General features: G+C 68.9%; 15 protein-coding genes. 5 read left to right on the top strand and 10 right to left on the bottom strand.

The genetic code is table 11. From position 1 onward, the window contains the following. Nucleotides 1-31 precede the first annotated feature (31 nt). From FU260_RS10805 to FU260_RS10765, 9 genes are all read right to left on the bottom strand, one after another. The gene (locus FU260_RS10805; protein ID WP_147917069.1) at nucleotides 32-1,177 is read right to left on the bottom strand and encodes a sialidase family protein; all 1,146 of its coding nucleotides are present in this window, start codon (nucleotides 1,175-1,177) and stop codon (nucleotides 32-34) included. Beyond that, nucleotides 1,177-2,715 (bottom strand): exo-alpha-sialidase, encoded by a 1,539-nt coding sequence (locus FU260_RS10800; RefSeq protein WP_168211734.1) that lies wholly within the window; start codon nucleotides 2,713-2,715, stop codon nucleotides 1,177-1,179. Before FU260_RS10800 ends, FU260_RS10805 begins: the two co-directional genes overlap by 1 nt. Before the next feature lie 147 nt (nucleotides 2,716-2,862). After that, nucleotides 2,863-3,729: a dihydrodipicolinate synthase family protein gene (locus FU260_RS10795; RefSeq protein ID WP_147917068.1), complete on the bottom strand. Its 867-nt coding sequence runs from the start codon at nucleotides 3,727-3,729 to the stop codon at nucleotides 2,863-2,865. Between the two features lie 173 nt (nucleotides 3,730-3,902). Next, the gene (locus FU260_RS10790; RefSeq protein ID WP_147917067.1) at nucleotides 3,903-5,165 is read right to left on the bottom strand and encodes an ABC transporter substrate-binding protein; all 1,263 of its coding nucleotides are present in this window, start codon (nucleotides 5,163-5,165) and stop codon (nucleotides 3,903-3,905) included. A 115-nt stretch (nucleotides 5,166-5,280) separates the two neighbouring features. After that, entirely contained in the window at nucleotides 5,281-7,974 is a 2,694-nt protein-coding gene (locus tag FU260_RS10785) for an alpha-L-rhamnosidase (RefSeq protein ID WP_147917066.1), read from the bottom strand. Next, nucleotides 7,971-8,792, bottom strand: a complete 822-nt coding sequence (locus FU260_RS10780) for a carbohydrate ABC transporter permease (RefSeq protein WP_147917065.1) — start codon at nucleotides 8,790-8,792, stop codon at nucleotides 7,971-7,973. Before FU260_RS10780 ends, FU260_RS10785 begins: the two co-directional genes overlap by 4 nt. Then, nucleotides 8,792-9,739, bottom strand: a complete 948-nt coding sequence (locus FU260_RS10775; RefSeq protein WP_210418245.1) for a carbohydrate ABC transporter permease — start codon at nucleotides 9,737-9,739, stop codon at nucleotides 8,792-8,794. The genes FU260_RS10780 and FU260_RS10775 overlap by 1 nt, the downstream gene beginning before the upstream one ends. Beyond that, the gene (locus FU260_RS10770) at nucleotides 9,736-10,425 is read right to left on the bottom strand and encodes a GntR family transcriptional regulator (protein ID WP_168211733.1); all 690 of its coding nucleotides are present in this window, start codon (nucleotides 10,423-10,425) and stop codon (nucleotides 9,736-9,738) included. Before FU260_RS10770 ends, FU260_RS10775 begins: the two co-directional genes overlap by 4 nt. A 396-nt stretch (nucleotides 10,426-10,821) precedes the next feature. Continuing rightward, nucleotides 10,822-11,397 (bottom strand): GNAT family N-acetyltransferase, encoded by a 576-nt coding sequence (locus FU260_RS10765; RefSeq protein ID WP_147917063.1) that lies wholly within the window; start codon nucleotides 11,395-11,397, stop codon nucleotides 10,822-10,824. A 48-nt stretch (nucleotides 11,398-11,445) separates the two neighbouring features. Here FU260_RS10765 and FU260_RS10760 point away from each other — a divergent pair, with 48 nt between their 5' ends. After that, entirely contained in the window at nucleotides 11,446-11,961 is a 516-nt protein-coding gene (locus FU260_RS10760) for a GNAT family N-acetyltransferase (RefSeq protein WP_147917062.1), read from the top strand. A gap of 33 nt (nucleotides 11,962-11,994) precedes the next feature. On the opposite strand, the gene FU260_RS10755 is transcribed toward FU260_RS10760, so the two are convergent. Then, nucleotides 11,995-13,044, bottom strand: coding sequence for a LacI family DNA-binding transcriptional regulator (locus FU260_RS10755; protein ID WP_235912197.1), 1,050 nt, complete (start codon nucleotides 13,042-13,044; stop codon nucleotides 11,995-11,997). A 142-nt stretch (nucleotides 13,045-13,186) separates the two neighbouring features. Here FU260_RS10755 and FU260_RS10750 point away from each other — a divergent pair, with 142 nt between their 5' ends. From FU260_RS10750 to FU260_RS10735, 4 genes are all read left to right on the top strand, one after another. Then, nucleotides 13,187-15,316, top strand: coding sequence for a beta-galactosidase (locus tag FU260_RS10750; protein WP_147917060.1), 2,130 nt, complete (start codon nucleotides 13,187-13,189; stop codon nucleotides 15,314-15,316). Between the two features lie 55 nt (nucleotides 15,317-15,371). Further along, complete coding sequence (locus FU260_RS10745) at nucleotides 15,372-16,634, top strand: sugar ABC transporter substrate-binding protein (protein WP_147917059.1); 1,263 nt, start codon at nucleotides 15,372-15,374, stop codon at nucleotides 16,632-16,634. Between the two features lie 65 nt (nucleotides 16,635-16,699). Continuing rightward, nucleotides 16,700-18,403: an ABC transporter permease subunit gene (locus FU260_RS10740; protein ID WP_147917058.1), complete on the top strand. Its 1,704-nt coding sequence runs from the start codon at nucleotides 16,700-16,702 to the stop codon at nucleotides 18,401-18,403. Between the two features lie 2 nt (nucleotides 18,404-18,405). Further along, a complete protein-coding gene (locus FU260_RS10735) occupies nucleotides 18,406-19,311 on the top strand; it encodes a sugar ABC transporter permease (protein WP_147917057.1) in 906 nt (301 codons plus the stop codon). Nucleotides 19,312-19,421 lie beyond the last annotated feature (110 nt).

Below are 19,421 nucleotides of genomic sequence, written 5' to 3'. Positions count from 1 at the left end.
GGCCGGGGCGTCGGGCAGGCCGCCCTGTGGGTCAGCCGCCGCGCAGCGACAGGTCAGCCACCGGGACGCGGGTGAGCTCGGCGTCCTCCTTGTTCGTGCCGTAGGCGATGTAGAGCCAGTCGCCGGCGAGCACGCTCTTCGCGTAGCTGTAGCCCGCACCCTTGTACTGCCCGGTGTGCCGCCGATCCTGGAGCATCTCGGTGCTGCGTAGGGTGTAGCCGACGTCGAAAGTCTGCCCGTCCGCACTGAGCAACACGGTCAACGGATACCGGGCCCGCCGCCCGGTCGGGTGCCCGACCAGGTAGGCAGTGCCGTCCGGCAGGTTGCCCGCACTTTGTTTGGTGCGGGCATCCGGCACGTTCGTGGGCACCGGGGCGGTCCAGGTCTGGCCATCGTCGGTGCTCACCGCGGCCAGCTTGACCATCGACTCACCGGCCTGGTCCCGGAAGACCATCACGATCGCGCCGTCCGCGCGCAGGAACCAGCTCGGTTCCAGCTCCCGGGACTGGGTGCCCCGCTCGTTCGGCTCGTTCTCCAGCTGCCCTGGTCGCCACCCGGTCAGCCCGAGTGGATCGTCGGTGTAGTACGGCGTGGCGAACAGGCCCGGCTGTCGATGGAATGCGGTCAGCAGGCGGCCGCTGGGCAGCGCGCGGGTGTCCTGCTCGATGATCCCCAGGACTGGCTCTCCCTCGGCATCGGTCACCGGCTCCGGCCGAGACCAGGAGACGCCATCGGTGCTGGTGACGTACTCGGTGCTGCCACCTTCGGGATCGAGTCCGCGCGGCCACACGTTCAGGTACGCCACCAGCGTGTTGCCGTCGGTCCACCAACCGCCGCTGGTGATCTCCCGGTCGTCCTGCGGCGTGGTCAACGCGACGGGCGTACTCCAGGTGGTGCCGTCGTCGCTGATCGAGTAGGTGACGATCGTGCCCGGGGCGTCCTCGTCACGCTCGGAGCTCTGCCACTGGGCGTAGAGCCGACCGGCGAACGGGATCAGCACCACGCCGTGGTTGAACTTCAGGTCCTGCTCCCCCGGCGCGAAGATCGTCACGGTCTCAGCACTCGCCGCCTGCGGCAGCCCGAGGGCATTCTCCTCCGCCGTGTCGATGAGGCCGGGCAGCACCCGGAACGGCGGACCAGGTTCCTGGGTCGTCGCTGCCGCAGGTCCCCGATCCATCAGTGCTCGCCAGGGTGAGCGGGGCGCCCGGTGACCACTACCCATGCGGAGGGCTCGGAGGCCTCGCCCGCACCGTAGCCGTTCTTCGCCGCCACGCTGACCTGGTAGCGGCCGGGGTGCACTCCCGTGATCGTGGTGCGCCGCTCGTTGGCACCGACGCTCACCTCGACGCTGCGACCGGAACGTGAGGTGGCGGTCACGACGTAACCGGTGACCGGGCTGTCCCCCTCGCCGGTGGCCGGATCCCAGGCCACGTGCAGCCGGCGCCCGGAATCGGCCCAGGCCGTGGGTCGCTCCAGCTGCTCCGGAACGCTGCGCAGGGACAGATCCTCGACCGGCACCCGGGTGTATTCCACGTCCTCCTTGTTCGTGCCGTAGGCGGCATACAGGTAGCCGCCGGCGAGCACGCTCTTCGGGTAGCTGTAGCCGCTGCTCTTGTACTGGCCCTCGTAGCGGCGTTCCTGCAGATCGTCGGTATCGCGCAGGCCGTAGCCGACGTCGAAACTCACCCCGTCCGCGCTGAGCAGGATGGACAGGGGGTAGCGGTTCTTGGTGCCGGTCGGGTTGCCGACCAGGAAGGCGGTGCCGTCCGGGAGGGTGCCTGCGCTCTGCTTGGTGCGCGAGTCCGGCACGTTCGTCAGCTCGGACTCGGTCCAGGTCTCGCCGTCGTCCTCGCTCACCGCACCGAGCTTGAGCATGGTGTTGCCGCCCTGGTCGCGGAAGACCATCACCACTGCACCGTCGGGGCGCACGTACCAGCTCGGCTCCAGCTCGCGAGACATCTCGCCAGGGACGTTCGGCTGATTCTCGAACTCCCCCTGCGTCCAGCCGGTCAGCCCGAGCGGGTCGTCGGTGTAGTACGGCTTCACGAACAGACCCGGCTGCACGTGGAACGCGGTCAGCAGCCGCCCACTGGGTAGCGCGCGGGTGTCCTGCTCGATGATCCCCAGTACCGGGTTCCCGTCAGCGTCAGTGACCGGCTGCGGGTCGGACCAGGTGACGCCGTCGCTGCTGGTCACGTACTCGGTGTAGCCACCGCGCGGCTCCAGGCTCGCCGGCCACACGTTCAGGTAGGCCACCAAAGTCTCGCCATCGGTCCACCAGCCACCACTGGAGGTGTAGCCATCCGCGCGTGGTTCGGTCAGCGCGATCGGCTCGCTCCAGGTCAGGCCGTCCTCGCTGACCGCATAGGTGACGATGGTCTCCGGGGCGTCCTCGTCCCGCTCCGAGCTCTGCCACTGGGCGTAGAGCCGACCGGCGAACGGGATCAGCACCACCCCGTGGTTGAACTTCAGGTCCTCGTCTCCGGGGGCGAAGATGGTCACCGTCTCGGCATTGGCCGCTGGCGGAAGCCCGAGGGCATTCTCGTCCGAGGTGTCGATCAGGCCATCGACCACGTGGAACGGCCCGGTCGCGGCGGCGGCGGAACTGGCCGGCGCGTCCGCCGCGGCGCGGGTGCCCACCAGGGTGGCGCCGAGCGTGGCCGCCAGGGATCCGGCGAGCACGGTCCGGCGCGCGGGGGTGAATTCGTACGTCATTGTCTCTCCTTCATCGGGTGAAGCCTCGGTTCGTGCTGCTGGGTGGGTCAAGAGCCGCCAGGCCCGCTCGCCGTGGGCGAGGTTTCCGTCGCCGAATCGCGCTCTGGCGACGGAAGCCTCACCCACGGAGGCGCTGGCTGGGGTGAATCAGTGGTGCCGGGACACCGCGCGGCTGAGGCGGTCCACGGTGGCCGCGTCCGGGTCCGGGATCGGCATCCGCTTGCCTCCGACCGGCCGGCCGGCGAGCCGGTGCACGGCGCGCATCCGGGCCGGCGAACCGTCCACGGCGGCCACCACCTCGTCGATGTCCTGCTGGACCCGCGCGATCGCCTCGTCATCGCCGGCGAGCAGGGCCTCGCGCATCGCGATGAACGGCTGGGCGAACACCGAGGCGACGCCGGAGATCACCCCGTCGGCCCCGGCCTGGCCGGCGCGGGCGAAGTCGCCGTCCGCACCGGTGTAGATCGCGAAGTCGTCAGCGAGTCGGGACCGGTAGGTGCTGATCCGGTCCAGCGATTCACCACTGACCTTCACCCCCACCACTCCGGGCAGCTCGGCGAGCCGGACGATCAGCTCTTCGTCCACCGGGATACCGGTGCGCGCTTCGAACATGTACACATACACGTCCAGGCCGGCGGCCTCGGCCACCACGGCAGAGAAGAAGTCGTAGACCTCTTCGGGCGGAGCCGGCAGGTAGTACGGCGTCAGTACGGCGATCTCCCGGGCACCGGCTGCCCGCGCACCAGCGATCAGCTGGGACACCTCGAACCGGCTGGCGGCACCCACGTGCACGATCACCCGCAGGTCCGCGAGGGTCTGCACCGCCAGAGCGGCCACAGTGTTCCGCTCCTCGATGGACAGGGCCGGGAACTCGCCGGTGGTACCCAGGACGAGCGCGCCCTGGACCCCGGAGCCGGCGACGTACTCGAGAATCGCGCGGCTGCCCTCCAGGTCGAGCGCGCCAGAGTCCTGGAACGCCAGAGGGACAGCGGTGATGATGTCGTGCGAGCGCATGTGCGGGTGAGGTTCTTTCCGTTGGTCGGGCGGTGCCGCGCACCTCCCGGTCCGGGAGGTGTGCGCACGAGGTCAGGGTGCGCCGGGCTGGCGCGGGTCACGGCAGCCAGCCCGGGGACGGGCGTCTGCTCGCGGCAGGGGTGCGGGGCCGTCCCCGCACCCCTGTGCGTCGATCAGTTGGCGAAGGCTTCGTCCATCGAGCCGAGCACGTCCTCCACGCTCGCTTGGTCGGAGAACAGCTGTTGGACGCCGATGAACAGGGCGGACTGCGGTTTGGCGTTCGGCCAGCCTTGGTCCGGCATCGGGGCGGTGTGCCCGTCAGCGATGATGTCGGTCGCGGCCTGCATCACCGGATCGAGGTCCACCTCGGCATCGGTCAGCGCCGGCAGCCCGGGGGCGGTCTGGAACCAGATCTCGGTGGCCTCCGGCCCGGCGAGCCAGTCCACGAAGTCCACCGCGTTCAGCTGGTTCTGCGCCGTGGCGTTCACTGCGAAGCTCACGCCGATCCCCCGCGGGATCGGGTTCACGCCGCTGTCGTCACCGGGCAGCGGGAAGAAGCCGAACTCGGTGCCCTCCGGGGCGGTGGAGGCGATCTGGGCGAAGGAGGCGAGCACCTGCACCACGCCGACGGCCTCGCCACTGTTCACCAGGTCGTAGGAGGCGGTGACGTCGGTGCCGAGCGGGTCCTCGTTGAAGCAGCCGGCGTCCCGCATCTCCAGGTACTTCTGCAGCGCGTCGGCCCAGCCTGATCCGGCGAACGTGGCCGAACCGTCGGCGAGCTGTGCGTCGAAGTCGGGGGCGTCGCCGTAGACCGAGGACGCGGTCAGCGCGTAGGCGACCAGCTGGGTGACCCAGTCGGTCTGGATGCCGAGTGCGAAGGCGACCTTCCCGGCCTCGCGCACGTCCTCGCAGTAGCCGAGCATCTCGGTGTACGTGGTGGGCACCTCGAGACCGAGCTCGTCCAGGGTGGCGGTGTTGTAGATGGTGCCGATCGCGTCGAGCTTGGACGGCAGACCGTAGGTGCTGCCGTCGATCTGCATCGTCTCCGCAGTGCCGGGGTCGATCGAGGAGACCCAGTCCTGGTCGGAGAGGTCGAGCAGGTAGCCGGCCTCCTGGAGCACCTCGACGGCACCGGGGTTGCCGCCCCCGGCCCACACGGTGAAGACGTCCGGGCCGGTCCCGCTGGAGAGCTGGGTGCGCAGCGTGGACTGGTACTGGGAGGTGTCCGCGATGGTGACGTTGATTTCGAGACCGGTCTCCTCGCGGTAGGCCTCGACGACCGCTTCCATCGGTGCCTGGTTGTTCGAGGTGGTCGCGATGGTGAGCGAGTCGGTCGCCTCGGTGTTCGCCTCGGTCGGCTCCGAGGAGGAGCAGGCTGCCAGCGCCAGAGCGGTGACAGCGGCGCCGGCAACAAGGCCGGTGGTACGCAGTTTCATACTGTCTGCAACTCCAATGTGAGGTCGGTCGTCATGTCAGCCGTGCGCCAGAGCGCACCCCTGACATGACGACCCACTGTGGGTGGGGGTGGGGATGGGGGTGGGGTACGGATCGCTACTTCTCAGCGGGGAACCGGAGGTCGTAGCGTCCCGGTGGCAGCTGCCACCATGTTCCGGCCGCGCTCTCCTCGAGCATCGTGATGCCCGCGGAGGCGGTCGCGCTCTCACCTCCTTCGTGCACCTGTGCGGCGGTCACGCCAGGGATGAAGGTCTGTGCCGGGTCGCCGGGCGGGATCGTGACCGCCCAGCTGAGCTCCTCGCCGTCGCGCTGCCAGCGACTCTCGAACCGGCCACGGCTGGTCTCCAGGGCGCCCGCGGCCCAGTCGAGCTCCGGGTCGAAGCGCGGCCGCAGCACCGCCGCGCGGTAGCCGGCCGAGTCCGGCGCCTGGTCGATGCCGAGGATCCCGGTGAGGAACCACTGGCCCACGGAACCGAGCGAGTAGTGGTTGAAGCTGTTCATCCGGGCGGACTGGAAGCCGTGCTCGGCGGTCCAGCCGTCCCACCGCTCCCAGATCGTGGTGGCACCGTTACGAATCGAGTACAGCCAGGACGGGTACCCGTCGTGGTGCAGCAGCCGGAAGGCCAGATCCTCGCGCCCGATCTCGGCCAGGACCGGGCAGAGCAGGCCCACGGTGACGAACCCGGTGGTCAGGCTGACATCGCGGCGCTGGACCGCGCGGACCAGCTGCTGCGCCACCAGCTCTCGTTGGTCAGCGGACTCGCACAGGTCGAAGGCCAGCACCAGCAGGTAGCCGCCCTGGGTATCCCCGGCGACGGTCCCGTCGGCCTCGAGGAACTCGGCGCGGAACGCCGCCCGCACTCGGGCTGCCAGGGCGGCGATCTCCTCAGCCTCTGTGTCCCGGCCGAGAACCCGCAGCGAACGGGCGGTCAGCTCCGCGCTCCAGGCGAAGTAGGCGGTGGCGAGCACGTCCTTGCGGGTCTCTTCGCCGATCTGCAGCCAGTCGCCGTAGTTGTTCCCGAGCTGATGGCGCCAGATCAGGTCCGGGTTGTGACGCTCCAAGTGCCGGACCCAGGCGACCATCGAATCGGCGGCCTCGGCCAGCACCGCCGTCTCGCCCGACGTGCGGTACACGGCCCACGGAATGGTGACTCCGCCATCTCCCCACGCGGGTGCCCCCTCACGCAGATGAATGAGGTGCGGTGCGATGTCCGGGAAGGCTCCGTCGTCGTTCTGAGCACTGCGCACATCCCGCAGCCAACGGCGCAGCAACGGCCCTACGTCCGCCAGGGCGAGCGCGGTCGGCGCGAACACCTGCGCATCGGCCAGCCAGCCGAGACGTTCGTCCCGTTGCGGGCAGTCGGTGGGGATAGAGACGAAGTTGCCGCGCAGTCCCCAGGAGATGTTGCTGAACAGCTGGTTCAGGTCCTGGCTGGAGGAGGAGAACTCACCGACCATCTCGAAGTCGTTGTGCAGCACCACGGCTTCCAGGTCCGACGGCGTCAGCTCGCCGGTCAGGCCGGCCACCTCGGCGTAGCGGAAGCCGTGCATGGTGAACCGTGGTTCGAAGACCTGCTCCGCGCTGCCGTCGGTCCAGAACACGTCCACCGGCTCGGCGGTGCGCAGATTCGCGGTGTAGAGCTCACCGGCGTCGTCGAGGACCTCGGCATGGTTCAGCTGGATCCGAGTGCCTTCCGCCTGGTCGCGGATCACCAGCCGGATGCGGCCCACCAGGTTCTGGCCGAAGTCCACGATGTGCCGGTCGCGGGCCTGGCGGACCACGCTCAGCGCCGGCAGCCGGCGGGTCGCGCGCACGCCGGGATCGCATTCCGGCACCAGCCGGCTGTAGTCGTCATCCTTCACGACGGCGGAGCTCCAGCCGGTCACGTCCGTGACCGGGAGATGCCAGTCGGGTTGCGCCAGGCGGGAGTCCTCGTACTGGCCCATCAGCTGGTCCGCGTAGAGGATGTCGCTCTGCTGCTGGTGCCACCGCGCATCGGTGCCGATCACGGTCCGCTGCCCGTTCGCGGCATCGCTGACCAGCTGCACCAGCAGCTCGGGCTCCTCGCCGTAGTGCTGGGCCTGGTGCCGGCGGTCGGTGCCGATGAAGCCCACGTACCAGCCATCGGCGAGGAGCGCGGCGATGCTGTTCCGGCCCGGCTGCAGCAGTGCGGTCACGTCCCAGGACTGGTAGGTGATCCGGTCCCGGTACTCGGTCCAGCCGGGGGTGAGCTCGTCGGTGCCGACCTTGTGGCCGTTCACGTAGAGCCGGTAGTTGCCCTTGGCGCTGGCGTGCACCTTCGCCCGCGCGGGCACCTGGTCGAGATCGAGGTGGCGCACGAACCGGCGCACCGGGCGCAGCTTGTTCACCGTGTAGCTGATGTCGGTGTCCTGCGGCGGCAGTGCAGTCTTCTGCTCGTTCAGGTCGCGGCCGATCCAGAGCGCTTCCCACTCCCCCGGGTGCACGATCCCGGTGCCGAAGCTCGCCGACGCGGAGGCGGTGACACCGGCGGCGTCGGTGACCTCCAGCTGCCAGCGGTAGTCAGCGGAGGTCTGCAGCGGCGCGCCCTGGTAGGCCGCGCTCGGCGCTGCGGTGGTGGCCTGGCCGGAGTCCCAGACCTGCACCTGCTCACCCGTAGGCATCAGCAGCCAGACCACCAGGTGGTAGCTGGTCTGCTCGGCCCCGCGGGCCTCGCCGCGCAGCCGCCAGGAGAAGGTCGGCGCGCTGACGATGCCCTGCGGGTCGTCCTGTCCGTCTACGCGCAGCGCGTAGGGCTGGAGAGCAGTCATCCCTTGAGTCCTCCGGCGAATCCCTTGATGATCTGCTTCTGCATCAGGAAGTAGACGAGCAGTACCGGCACCACGCTGATCAGCAGCCCGGCGAAGACCACCGGCCAGTTCGAGACGAACTGCCCGACGAACGCGTACAGCGCCACGGTGATGGTCTGCTGCGGGGTGCCGCTGAGGTAGAGCAGCGGCACCAGGAAGTCGTTCCAGACCTCGATCGCGTTCAGGATGATCACCGTGCCGGTGATCGGGCGAAGCAGCGGGAAGACGATGGCGACGAACGTACGCAACGGTCCTGCGCCGTCGATCGCGGCGGCCTCCTCATAGTCCCGCTCCAGCGTGCGCAGGAAGCCGGTGTACAGGAACACCGAGAACGGCACCTGGCTACCGATGTAGAACAGGATGAGGGAGGGCAGGGTACCGAGCAGGCCGAGGTCGCGCATCGTCTGGTACAGCGGGATGAGGGCCACCTGGAACGGGATCATCATCCCGGCGAGCACGATCCAGAACAGCACGCTGGACAGCCGGGACAGCACCCGGGAGAGCGGGTAGGCAGCGAGTGCGGAGACCACCACGATCCCGGCCACGCTGACCACGGTCACGATCACGGAGTTCAGCAGTGCCGAGCCGAGCCCGGCCTGCTGCCAGGCTTCGGCGAAGTTGGCCAGCGTGGGATCACTCGGCGGCACCAGCGGTGAGGAGCTGTCCCCGGCCGGGCGCAACGCCATGTTCACCAGGATGTACACCGGGACGATGAACAGCAGGGCGACGAGGAACATCACCACCTCGCGGGCGAAGGTGCTCTTCGTGTAACGGAACATCAGTACTGCCCCCTTCGGGCCAGCCGCTGCTGGGCGACCGAGAAGAAGCCGACGACCAGTGCGAGCACCAGGGCCAGCGAGATGCCGTAGCCGAACTCGTTGAACTGGAACGCCGACTTGTACAGGAGTGTGGACAGCGTCTCGGTGGCACCGCCCGGGCCGCCGGCGGTGAGCACGAAGACCTCGGTGAACATCTTCAGACCGCCGATCACGGTGAGCATCACGCAGATCGCGGTGGCGGGAGCGAGCAGCGGCCAGGTGATGGACGCGAACTTTCGCCAGGTCCCGGCGCCGTCCATCACCGCGGCCTCGTTGATCTCCTGCGGGATGGACTGCAGTCCGGCCACGTAGATGACCATCGAGTAGCCGGCCTTCTGCCAGACCACCATCATCACGATCGACGCCGCCGCCCAGAACGGGTCGCCGAGCCAGCTCGGTGCGACGTCGCCGAGCCCGATGCCGGCGAGCACGGAGTTGACGGCACCGTTCGGGGTGAGCATGAACTTCCACAGGAACGCGACCACGACCGGGGTGATCACCACCGGTGCGAACAGCAGCACGCGGAGGAAGTTCTGCGACTTCAGGCCGCTGTTCACCCCGAGGGCCAGGATGAGCCCGACGCCGTTCTGCAGGACGGTGATCGCCAGTGCGAACACCAGCGTCATCTTCAGTGCGTCGAGCGAACTCTCCGAGGTGAAGATGCGGACGAAGTTGTCGAAGCCGATGAAGTCGGAGGTCTGGGACAACCCGTCCCAGTTGGTGAACGCGAGGTAGGCGCCACGCAGCGAGGGAACCACGACGGCGAAGGCGTAGATGGCCAGGGCGGGGACCGCGAACAGCAGCATGCTCTTCGCGCGACCCACCCCGGCGTAGCGGCGCCGGCGCGGGCGGTCCGCCGATCGGCGCGGGTCGGTGGTGCTTGGGGTGTGCTGGGCGGTCGCTGTCATGAGGCTTGGCCGGAGTCCGCTGCCTCGTTCAGGGCCTGGACCGCTCGGGCCATCCGGGCGCGGGCGCCGCCGAGGTGGTCACGCAGCTCGGTGCGCAGAGCCTCCGGGTCGTTGCCCTCGAGGAGGTCGATGAGGTGTCCGTGGTCACCGGCGGAGGGGTGCAGGTCCACATCCTCTTCCACGGTGAGCTGGATGATGCTGGCGAAGACCGGCTCATAGGACTTCCACACATCGATCAGCCGCCGGTTGCCGCTCATCTCGTAGAGCAGGGCGTGGAAGCGCATGTCGGCGTCAGCGAACTCTGCGGCCGCCGACCGGTCGGCACAGGCGGTCATCTCCTGCACGATCGCGCGGCCGGCCTTGACTTGGTCGGCGGTGACCCGCTCCATCGCTTTCGCGACGGCGACCAGCTCGATGGCTTCCCGGAGCTCGTAGAGGTCGTCGATGTCCTCCTGGGTGAGGCCGACGACGAAGTAGCCGCGGCGGCGGGACTCCACCAGGCCCTGCGATTCCAGCTGGCGCAGCGCGTCCCGGACCGGCCCGCGGGAGACGTCGTACTCCGCCGCGAGCGTGTCCTCCACGAGGTGGGTGCCTGCGGTGAGAGTGCGCCGCACGATCTGGTCCCGCAGCACGCCGGCCAGCTGGTCGCCCAGCGCCGGTGCCCGTGTGGGTCTGAGAGCAACCATCGCCCTACCTTTCCGATTACCGTTAACGATCGACAGTAAACAGGAATCGGAAGGCAGGGTCAACCGGCGCACATCTATGCCCAGCACCGCCCGCACCACCCGCACGGCCGCGCCATCGCCCGCACCACCCGCACGGCCGCGCCATCGCCCGCACCACCCGCACGGCCGCGCCATCGCCCGCGCCACCCGCACGGCCGCCGCCTCCCGCACCACCTGCACGGCCACCGTCTCCACCAGCGGAGGTCACCTACGCGGTCTGAGGTAGGCGCCGCCGACCTCAGACCGCCCCGAGTACCTGAGACGCCGGGCCAATCCCGAGCGGATGGGACCAGGGTGGTCGCTCAGGGCAGATCAGGGCAGATCAGATCAGGGCAGATCAGATCAGGGCAGATCAGGTCAGGTCAGGTCACGGCGCATGACCAGCCGCGGCATCCTGCTCGCGACGGCGTCAGTGCTACCCATCACCTGGAACCCCACCTGCTCGAACATCGTCTTGGTGCCCACGAAGGCCATCGTCAGGTCCATCCGACCCGGCGGGTCGACCGGGTACGCCTCGACTGCCGGCGCGCCGCGGGAGCCCGCGTAGGCGACGGCGTCCTCAAGCATCCGCACCGCCACGCCCTGCCGGCGGTGCCCCGGTCGCACCACTACACAGATGATGCTCCACACCGGCACGTCGTCGATCGGCCGGATCAGGGTGGACTTGACGAGGGTGGTGATCTCGCTGCGCGGGCCGATGCTGCACCAGCCGACAGGCTCACCGTCGGCATAGCTGACCACACCCGGCGGATTCTCCCGTTCGCTGAGCCGCCGCACCGCCTGTTCCCGGTCCCCGTCACCGAGCTCGTCGATCTCTGCCTGCCGCAGCCGGTGGGACAGACACCAGCAGTGCTTCTCCCGGCGCCTCTGATTGATGACGTCGGCGAAGTCCTCGAAGCGGTCCGGCGTCACCGGATGTGTCTGCCATGACATAGGGCCATTCCACCACTAGCCCTCCGACCGCCGCTAGGGTCGGCAGCGATGCCACTGGACGATTTCGCACCTCCCGCCACTCTGACCAGCAAGCGCCTGAGGCTGGAACCGTTGCGCACCGAGCACGCCGAGGAGATGGCCCCGGTGCTCGATGATCCTGACCTGCACACCTTCATCGGCGGGGCGCCGGCAACGCTCGAGGGCCTGCGTGGGCGGTACTCGCGACAGGCGACCGGGCGCTCAGCCGACGGCAGTCAGCTCTGGTTCAACTGGATCCTGCGGCAGGAGGACGGCCAGGCGGTCGGCACCGTCCAGGCGACTGTCACCGAGGGTGAGACCGGCCTGAGCGCGGATGTCGCCTGGGTCATCGGCAGCTCCTCTCAGCGCCAGGGTTACGCCCGGGAGGCGGCCCAGGTCATGGTGACCTGGCTCCGAGAACAGGGTGTGGGCGAGATCGTGGCCCACGTCCACCCCGATCACCGCGCGTCCGCAGCCGTCGCCCGAGCGATCGGGCTGAGGCCGACCAAGATGCTCGTGGACGGCGAGATCCGCTGGCAGAACTGACCCTGGAAGCGTCCCGCGGACCAACGGGAGCGCTCAGGCGCTCTCCCGCACCACCAGCTTCGCGGGCAACGTCACCGCTTTGATCTCGCCACCGGCGACGATGTCCAGCAGCAGGGCGACCATCTCGGCGCTGATCCGCTCGAACGGCTGGCGCATCGTGGTCAGCGGTGGATCGGTGCTCGCTGCCAGCGGTGAGTCATCGAAGCCGGCCACGGCCACGTCGTCGGGCACGCTCCGCCCGGCGCGGCGCAGCGCAGTGATCGCACCGGCGGCCATCGTGTCCGAGGCGGCGAACACGGCGTCGATATCGGGAGCCCGGCGAAGCAGCTCGGCCATCGCCACAGTCCCCGACTCGTGGCCCCAGTCGCCGTGGGCCACCAGCGCCTCGTCGAAGTCGGCACCCATCTCGTCCTGGTAGCCCTCCAGCCGATAGCGCCCGCCCGGCAGGTCCAGCGGACCGGTGATCATCGCAATCCGGCGCCGACCGGTCGCGCGCAGGTGCGCCACCATGGTCCGCGCTCCCCCAGCCTCGTCCACCGAGACCGATGCCAGCGAGCCGGACCGGCCCAGCGGCAGCCCGCACGAGACCACCGGGATGCCGCGCTCCAGCAACAGATCCACCAGCGGGTCGTTCTCGTGCGAAGAGATCAGCATCGCCCCGTCCACGTGCCCACCGGCCATGTAGGCCACCACGTTCTCCCGCTCCTCCGGTGTGCTCGCCACCAGCACGTTCAGCGTCTTCTGCCGCTGCGCCAGGGCCGCCGCAGCACCGCGAAGCAGTGGGGTGTAGGTCGGGTCCGCGAACAGGTTCTCCTGCGGTTCCGCGAGCAGGAACGCCAACGCGTTCGCCCGCCCGGTCACCAACGACCGGGCGTGCTGGTTCGCGCGGTAGCCGGTCTGTCGGATCGCCCGCTCGATCGCCTCCCGGGCATCGGGCGAGACCCATTTGCCGCCGTTGAGGAACCGGGACACGGTGCCCCGGGAGACCCCAGAGCTGGCGGCAACGTCCTTGATGGTCGGACGACGCTTCGGCGCATCGTCGGAACCCGTCCGCTGCCGGTCCTCGGGAGAAGTGGTGTGCACGATCCCAGGGTGGCACATCACAGAAAGATCACCAATCGGTGCGATCGCTTGACAGATGAGACTGTGCACGTTCACAGTAGGGCAACGCCCAGCACGTGGCAGTGCTGGCGAACCCCCTGTCCCCGCCGTTCGACGGAGAGAGATGTCCAGCGAAGTGTGGCCCCTACCCGGTGCGATCGCCTATGGCGGTGACTACAACCCCGAGCAGTGGCCTCGGCACGTCTGGGATGAGGACGTCACCCTGATGCGCGAGGCCGGAGTGAACCTGGTCAGCGTCGGGATCTTCTCCTGGGCGAAGCTCGAGATCGAAGAAGGCGTCTACGACTTCACCTGGCTGGACGAGCTGCTCGACCTGCTGCACGGCCACGGGATCGCCGTGGACCTCGCTACCCCGAGCGTCTCCCCGCCGGCGTGGTTCTTCGCCGCCTATCCGCAGGCTCGTGCGATCGATGCCGACGGCGTGGTGATGGGTTTCGGTTCTCGCGGTATGGCCTCGCACGCGTCACCGGAGTATCGGTCCGCGATCGTCCAGATGGCCGATCAGCTCGCCGAGCGCTACGCGAGCCACCCGGGTGTGGTGATGTGGCACGTGCACAACGAGTACGGCGTGCCGGTCGGTGAGGACTTCTCCGAGGCGTCCGTGGCCGCCTGGCGCAACTGGCTGCAGCACCGCTACCAGAGCCTCGAGAACCTGAACGCCGCCTGGGGCACCGCCTTCTGGGGGCAGTACTACCGCCAGTGGGACCATGTGGTGGCCCCGGCCCGCACACCCACCGTGGTGAACCCGGCGATGAAGCTGGACTGGGCCCGGTTCACCGACGATCAGCTGCGCGAGTGCTACCGGTTGGAGCGGGACGCCATCCGCGCGCACGCCACGCAGCCGATCACCACGAACTTCATGGCGCACCAGTCCTGGAACACGGACTTGTGGAAGTGGGCCCAGGAGGTGGACATCGTCTCCGACGACCACTACCTGTGGTCCCCCGACCCGGACGCGCACGTAGCCCTGGCCCTGTCCGCGGACCTGACCCGGTCGGTGGCCGGTGGCCGGCCGTGGATCCTGATGGAGCACTCCACCTCCGCGGTGAACTGGCAGGGCCAGAACATCGCCAAGCGGCCCGGGGAGATGCAGCGCAACGCCCTCACTCACCTGGGCCGTGGTGCCGACGCGATCATGTTCTTCCAGTGGCGTGCCTCCCGCTCCGGGGCGGAGAAGTTCCACTCGGCCATGCTCCCGCACGCCGGCCCCTCCAGCCGGGTGTTCCGCGAGGTCACCGAGCTCGGGCACCGGCTCGGCCGGCTCGGTGAGCTGCAGGGCGGACGCACCCGCGCCGAGGTCGCGGTCCTGTACGACTGGGAGTCCCTGTGGGCCCAGGACCTGGAGTGGCGCCCGAGCGACGACCTGGCGTTCCGGGAACGGATGCGCACCTACTACGAGCGGCTCTGGCGGGACGGCATCGCGGTGGACTTCGCCCACCCGAGCGCTGACCTGTCCGGATACCGGCTCGTGGTCGCGCCCGCTTCCTACCTGCTCACTGCGGCAGCGGCGGAGAACCTCACCCGGTATGTCGCTGACGGCGGCACGCTGCTGGTCTCCTGCTTCGCCGCCGCAGTGGACGAGAACGATGCCGTGCACCCCGGTGGATTCGGTGTCCCGCTGCAGACCGCGCTCGGCGTCAGCGTCCAGGAGTACCTGCCGATGCGTACCGGCGAGACCTGCCAGGTGGACTTCAACGGCCACACGCTGACCACCGACGTGTGGACCGAGGACCTCACCCTCGCCGGTGCCGAGGTACTCGGCCACTACCGCGGCGGCCCGGCGGACTGTGCCCCGGCGATCACCCGGCACCGGCACGGCTCAGGCACCGGCTGGTACGTGAGCACCCGGCTGGACCTGGCCGGTCTCACCCCGGTGTTCCAGGCCGCCTACGCCGACGCCGGCCTCACCCCGGCCGGGCATCCGGAAGGCCTGGAGGTGATGCGCCGGTACGTCCGGGACGAACCGGACACGCCGGCCGTCGCGCCAACCGAGCGCCCACGAGCCGAGCACGCGTCAACCGAACACGCGCCAACCGCGGACGCCGACCGCGAGGCGACCGGGACGACCGAGTACGTGATCGCCGTCAACCATCGCCCCGACGCCGCAACCCTGAAGGTCCCGGGCACCGACCTGTTCACCGGTGAGCTCATCGACGGCGAGCTCACCCTGCCCGGCGGAAGCACCGCCGTCGTACGTACCCAGGAGCCCATCACCCATCCCCAACCCCGGTGACCGCAACGCAGTGATCACCTCGGCACACCCCGTGCCACGTCAGGAAGGACATCTCATGCGCAAGTACCTCGGACTCGGGGTCAGCCTGTTCGCATCGGTCGCTCTGGTGGCGGCCTGCGGCAGCGGCTCCGGCTCCTCCGACACCGAACCCACGGCCGAGACCCAGGAAACCACCGGCGGCGGCGCCGAGGGTGCTGAGCTGGTGGTCTGGTCCGACGCCGAGCGCGCCGAAGCGATCGAGAACGCCGCTGCCCAGTTCGAAGAGGACACCGGCGCCACCGTCACCGTGGTGCAGAAGAACTTCGAGGACCTCCGGGCAGACTTCCTCGCCCAGGTCCCCACCGGCGAGGGCCCTGACCTGACCGTGGGCGCCCACGACTGGCTGGGCGAGTTCGTCGAGTCCGGTGTGGTGAACACGGTGGACCTGGGCGACCGGGCCGGTGACTTCGAGCAGGTCACCCTGGACGCCTTCACCTACGACGGCCAGCTCTACGCCCTGCCCTACGCCCAGGAAGCGGTCGCGCTGATCCAGAACACCGAGCTGGTGGGCGAGGAAGCACCCGGCACCTGGGACGAGATGATCGCGATGGCCGAGGACGCCGGCTTCGAAGATCGCCCGTTCATCCTCTACACCAACGGCGCCGAAGGTGACCAGTACACCTCCTACGCCTTCCAGACCTCGTTCGGGGCACCGATCTTCGAACAGGCCGAGGACGGCTCCTACACCACTGAGGTGGGCCTGGGTGGCGACGGCGGTCAGGCCTACGCCCAGTGGCTCTACGACAACGGCTCCGCCGGCACCGGCATCTTCACCGACACGATCGACTACGACATCGGCAACGAGCTGTTCTCCACCGGAGAGTCGCCGTTCATCGTGCAGGGACCGTGGGTGATCCCGACCTACACCGACGCCGGGATCGACGTCGCCGTGAACCCGATCCCCTCCGCAGGCAGCGAGACGGCAGCCCCGTTCGTGGGTGTGCAGGGCTTCTACCTGTCCGCACAGTCGGCGAACGCGCTGCTCGCGAACGAGTTCCTCACCAACTACATGGCCAGCGATGAGGCGCAGCAGGCGCTCTACGATGCCGACCCGCGCATCCCGGCGCTGACCACTGTGGCCGAATCGGTGGCCGATGACCCGGTGATGGCTGGCTTCTTGTCCTCGGCGCAGAACGGTGTCCCGATGCCGAACATCCCGGAGATGGGTGCGGTGTGGGACTTCTGGAATCCGGTGCAGATTGCGCTGATCAACGGTGAGGACCCGGAGACGATCTGGCCGGAGATGGTCAGCAGCATCGAGTCCGCGATCGCCGAATAGCTGCTCGTCCCCGCCGGTGGAGCCCCTGAGCCACCGGCGGGGACCTCACCGACGAGGAGTACCTGATGTCCGCCAGCAGGCAGGGTAAGAGCGCCGCCGACGACGCAGTCTCACCCGGGCAGCCGAAGGCCCCCGGGACAACCGGCTCGCCCCGGACACCCGGCTCGCCCGGGGTTTCCAGGACGCCCGGGGCTTCCGGGTCGCCCCAGGAGAGTCACGCCCGGTCCTGGTCCGGGCCCGGCTGGGGGTTCCTGGCCAAGCTGCTGATCATGATGGTGGTCAACGCCATCGGTGTGATGGCCATCCTGTCCGCCTACAACGCCGGTTCCTGGGTAGTGCTGGCGGTGCTGGTGGTGCTGCTGCTGGCCGCGGACATCATCTACTTCGCCCGCCGCGCGCTGCCGCTGAAGTACCTCTACCCCGGCCTGGTGTTCCTCGCGGTGTTCCAGATGTTCACCCTGGTCTACACCGGGTACGTCGCCTTCACGAACTACGGCACCGGACACCTCGGCTCGATGGAACAGGCCGTGGACGCCGCGCTGATCCAGGCCGAGCAGCGGGTGGAGGACTCCCCCAGCTACCCGCTCGCGGTGGTCCGGGACGGCAACGATCTCGGCTTCGCGATCAATGACGAGGGTGTGGTCCGGATCGGTACCACCGAGGACCCGCTGGAGGCAGTCGGCGGCGCGGTGGTGGACGATTCCGGCACCCCGGTCGAGGTGCCGGACTGGGAGGTGGTCCCACGCACCGACCTGTTCACCGATGCAGCCCTGCAGGAACGGGTGGTCGAACTACGGGTGCCGGTGTCCGAGGCCGCCGAGGACGGCTCGATCCGCACCCGGGAGGGCTCCACCGGCTCGATCTACTCCTCCAGCCTGGAGTGGGATCCGGCCAGTACCACCCTGACCGATACCGAGACCGGCACCGTCTACTCCCCCGACGACCGGGGAAACTTCGTCAGCGGGGACGGTGAGCGCCTCGCCGCCGGCTGGTACGTGCCGGTCGGGTTCGACAACTTCGTCCGGGCGTTCACCGACACCGCCTACGCCGGCCCCCTGCTGCAGGTGACGGTGTGGACGTTCGCGTTCGGCGCGCTGACCGTGCTGACCAGCTTCGGCCTCGGGCTGCTGTTCGCGATGATCTACAACGACCCCCGGGTGCGCGGGCAGAAGGTGCTGCGCACGATCATGATCCTGCCGTATGCGTTCCCGGCGTTCATGTCTGCACTGCTCTGGCGCGGAATGCTGAACTCCGAGTTCGGCGTGATCAACGAGTGGTTCTTCTTCGGCAGCGGGATCGACTGGTTGGGCGACCCGTGGCTCGCGAAGTTCGTGATCCTCTGGGTGAACCTGTGGCTGTCCTATCCGTATTGGTTCCTGGTCTCCACGGGCGCGCTGCAGGGTCTGCCCTCGGATGTCAGCGAGGCGGCGCGGATCGACGGCGCGGGCCGGTGGCGGCAGTTCCGCTCGATCACGCTGCCGCTGCTGATGATCTCCACCGCACCGCTGGCGATCGCCTCGTTCGCGTTCAACTTCAACAACTTCACCATCATCTTCATGCTCACCGGGGGCGGTCCGGCCTTCCCCGGTGCCTCGGTGCCGCTGGGCTCCACGGACATCCTCATCTCGGCGATCTACCAGATCTCCGGTGTCTCCGGCGGGCGCGCCGACTACGGCCTGGCCAGTGCGCTCTCGATCATCGTGTTCATCGTCATCGGAATCATCTCGGCGCTGGCGTTTCGCCAGACCCGCAAGCTCGAGGAGATCTAGCCATGACTGCGCTCTCCCCCCGCACCTCCCACCCCGGGCAACCGTCACGGAACACCCCGGCCCGCCGCCGTCGCTGGTGGGCCGAGGTGGGCTGGAAGTATCCGGTCGCCCTGGTGATCGTGTTCTACGCCGCGTTCCCGCTGGTCTACGCCCTCTCCGCGGCACTGGACGAGAGCGGGTCGCTGGCGGGTTCCGGTGCCCTGTTCCGAACCATCAGCTTCGCGAACTTCCAGGCCCTGGGCGACACGATGTTCTGGACCTGGGTGGGGAACACGCTGCTGGTCGGCGGGTCGGCCGCGTTCGGCGCGGTGATGATGGGCGCCGCCGCTGCCTACGCCTTCTCCCGGTTCCGGTTCCGCGGTCGCCGTGCCTCGCTGACCGGCCTGCTGATCATCCAGATGTTCCCGCAGACGGTGGCGTTCGTGGCAGTGTTCCTGCTGCTGATCACCCTGGGTGAAGCCGTACCGGCGCTGGGCATCAACTCCAAGCTGGCCCTGATCTGCGTGTACCTGGGCGGGGCGCTGGGCGCGAACACGTTCCTGATGTACGGGTTCTTCAACACCATCCCGATCGAGATCGATGAGGCAGCCCGGATCGACGGCGCCTCGCACGCGCAGATCTACTGGCGGCTGGTGATGCCGCTGGTGGTGCCGATCCTGGCGGTGGTGGGCCTGTTGGCGTTCATCGCCTCGTTCGGGGACTTCATCCTGGCCAAGATCGTGCTCACCGGGCAGTCCAACTGGACCCTCGCCGTGGGCATGTACCAGTGGGTGTCCAACCAGCTCACCTCCAACTGGGGCCTGTTCGCGGCCGGGGCGATGATCGCCTCGCTACCGGTGCTCGCCCTGTTCCTGTCCCTGCAGCGCTACATCGTCGGAGGCCTGTCCTCCGGTTCCGTCAAGGGCTGACCCCAGCGCCGCCCACCCTGCCACGGTCGTCATGTCAGGCGTGCTCTATAGCGCACCCCTCACATGACGACCGAGGTGGGGGCGGCTCCACCCGCACTACCCGTATCGAC

Source organism: Ruania zhangjianzhongii (assembly GCF_008000995.1).
GTDB classification, from domain to species: domain Bacteria; phylum Actinomycetota; class Actinomycetes; order Actinomycetales; family Beutenbergiaceae; genus Ruania; species Ruania zhangjianzhongii.
The sequence above is the reverse complement of the archived record's forward strand: the minus strand, read 5'-3'. Positions and strand labels throughout refer to the sequence as shown.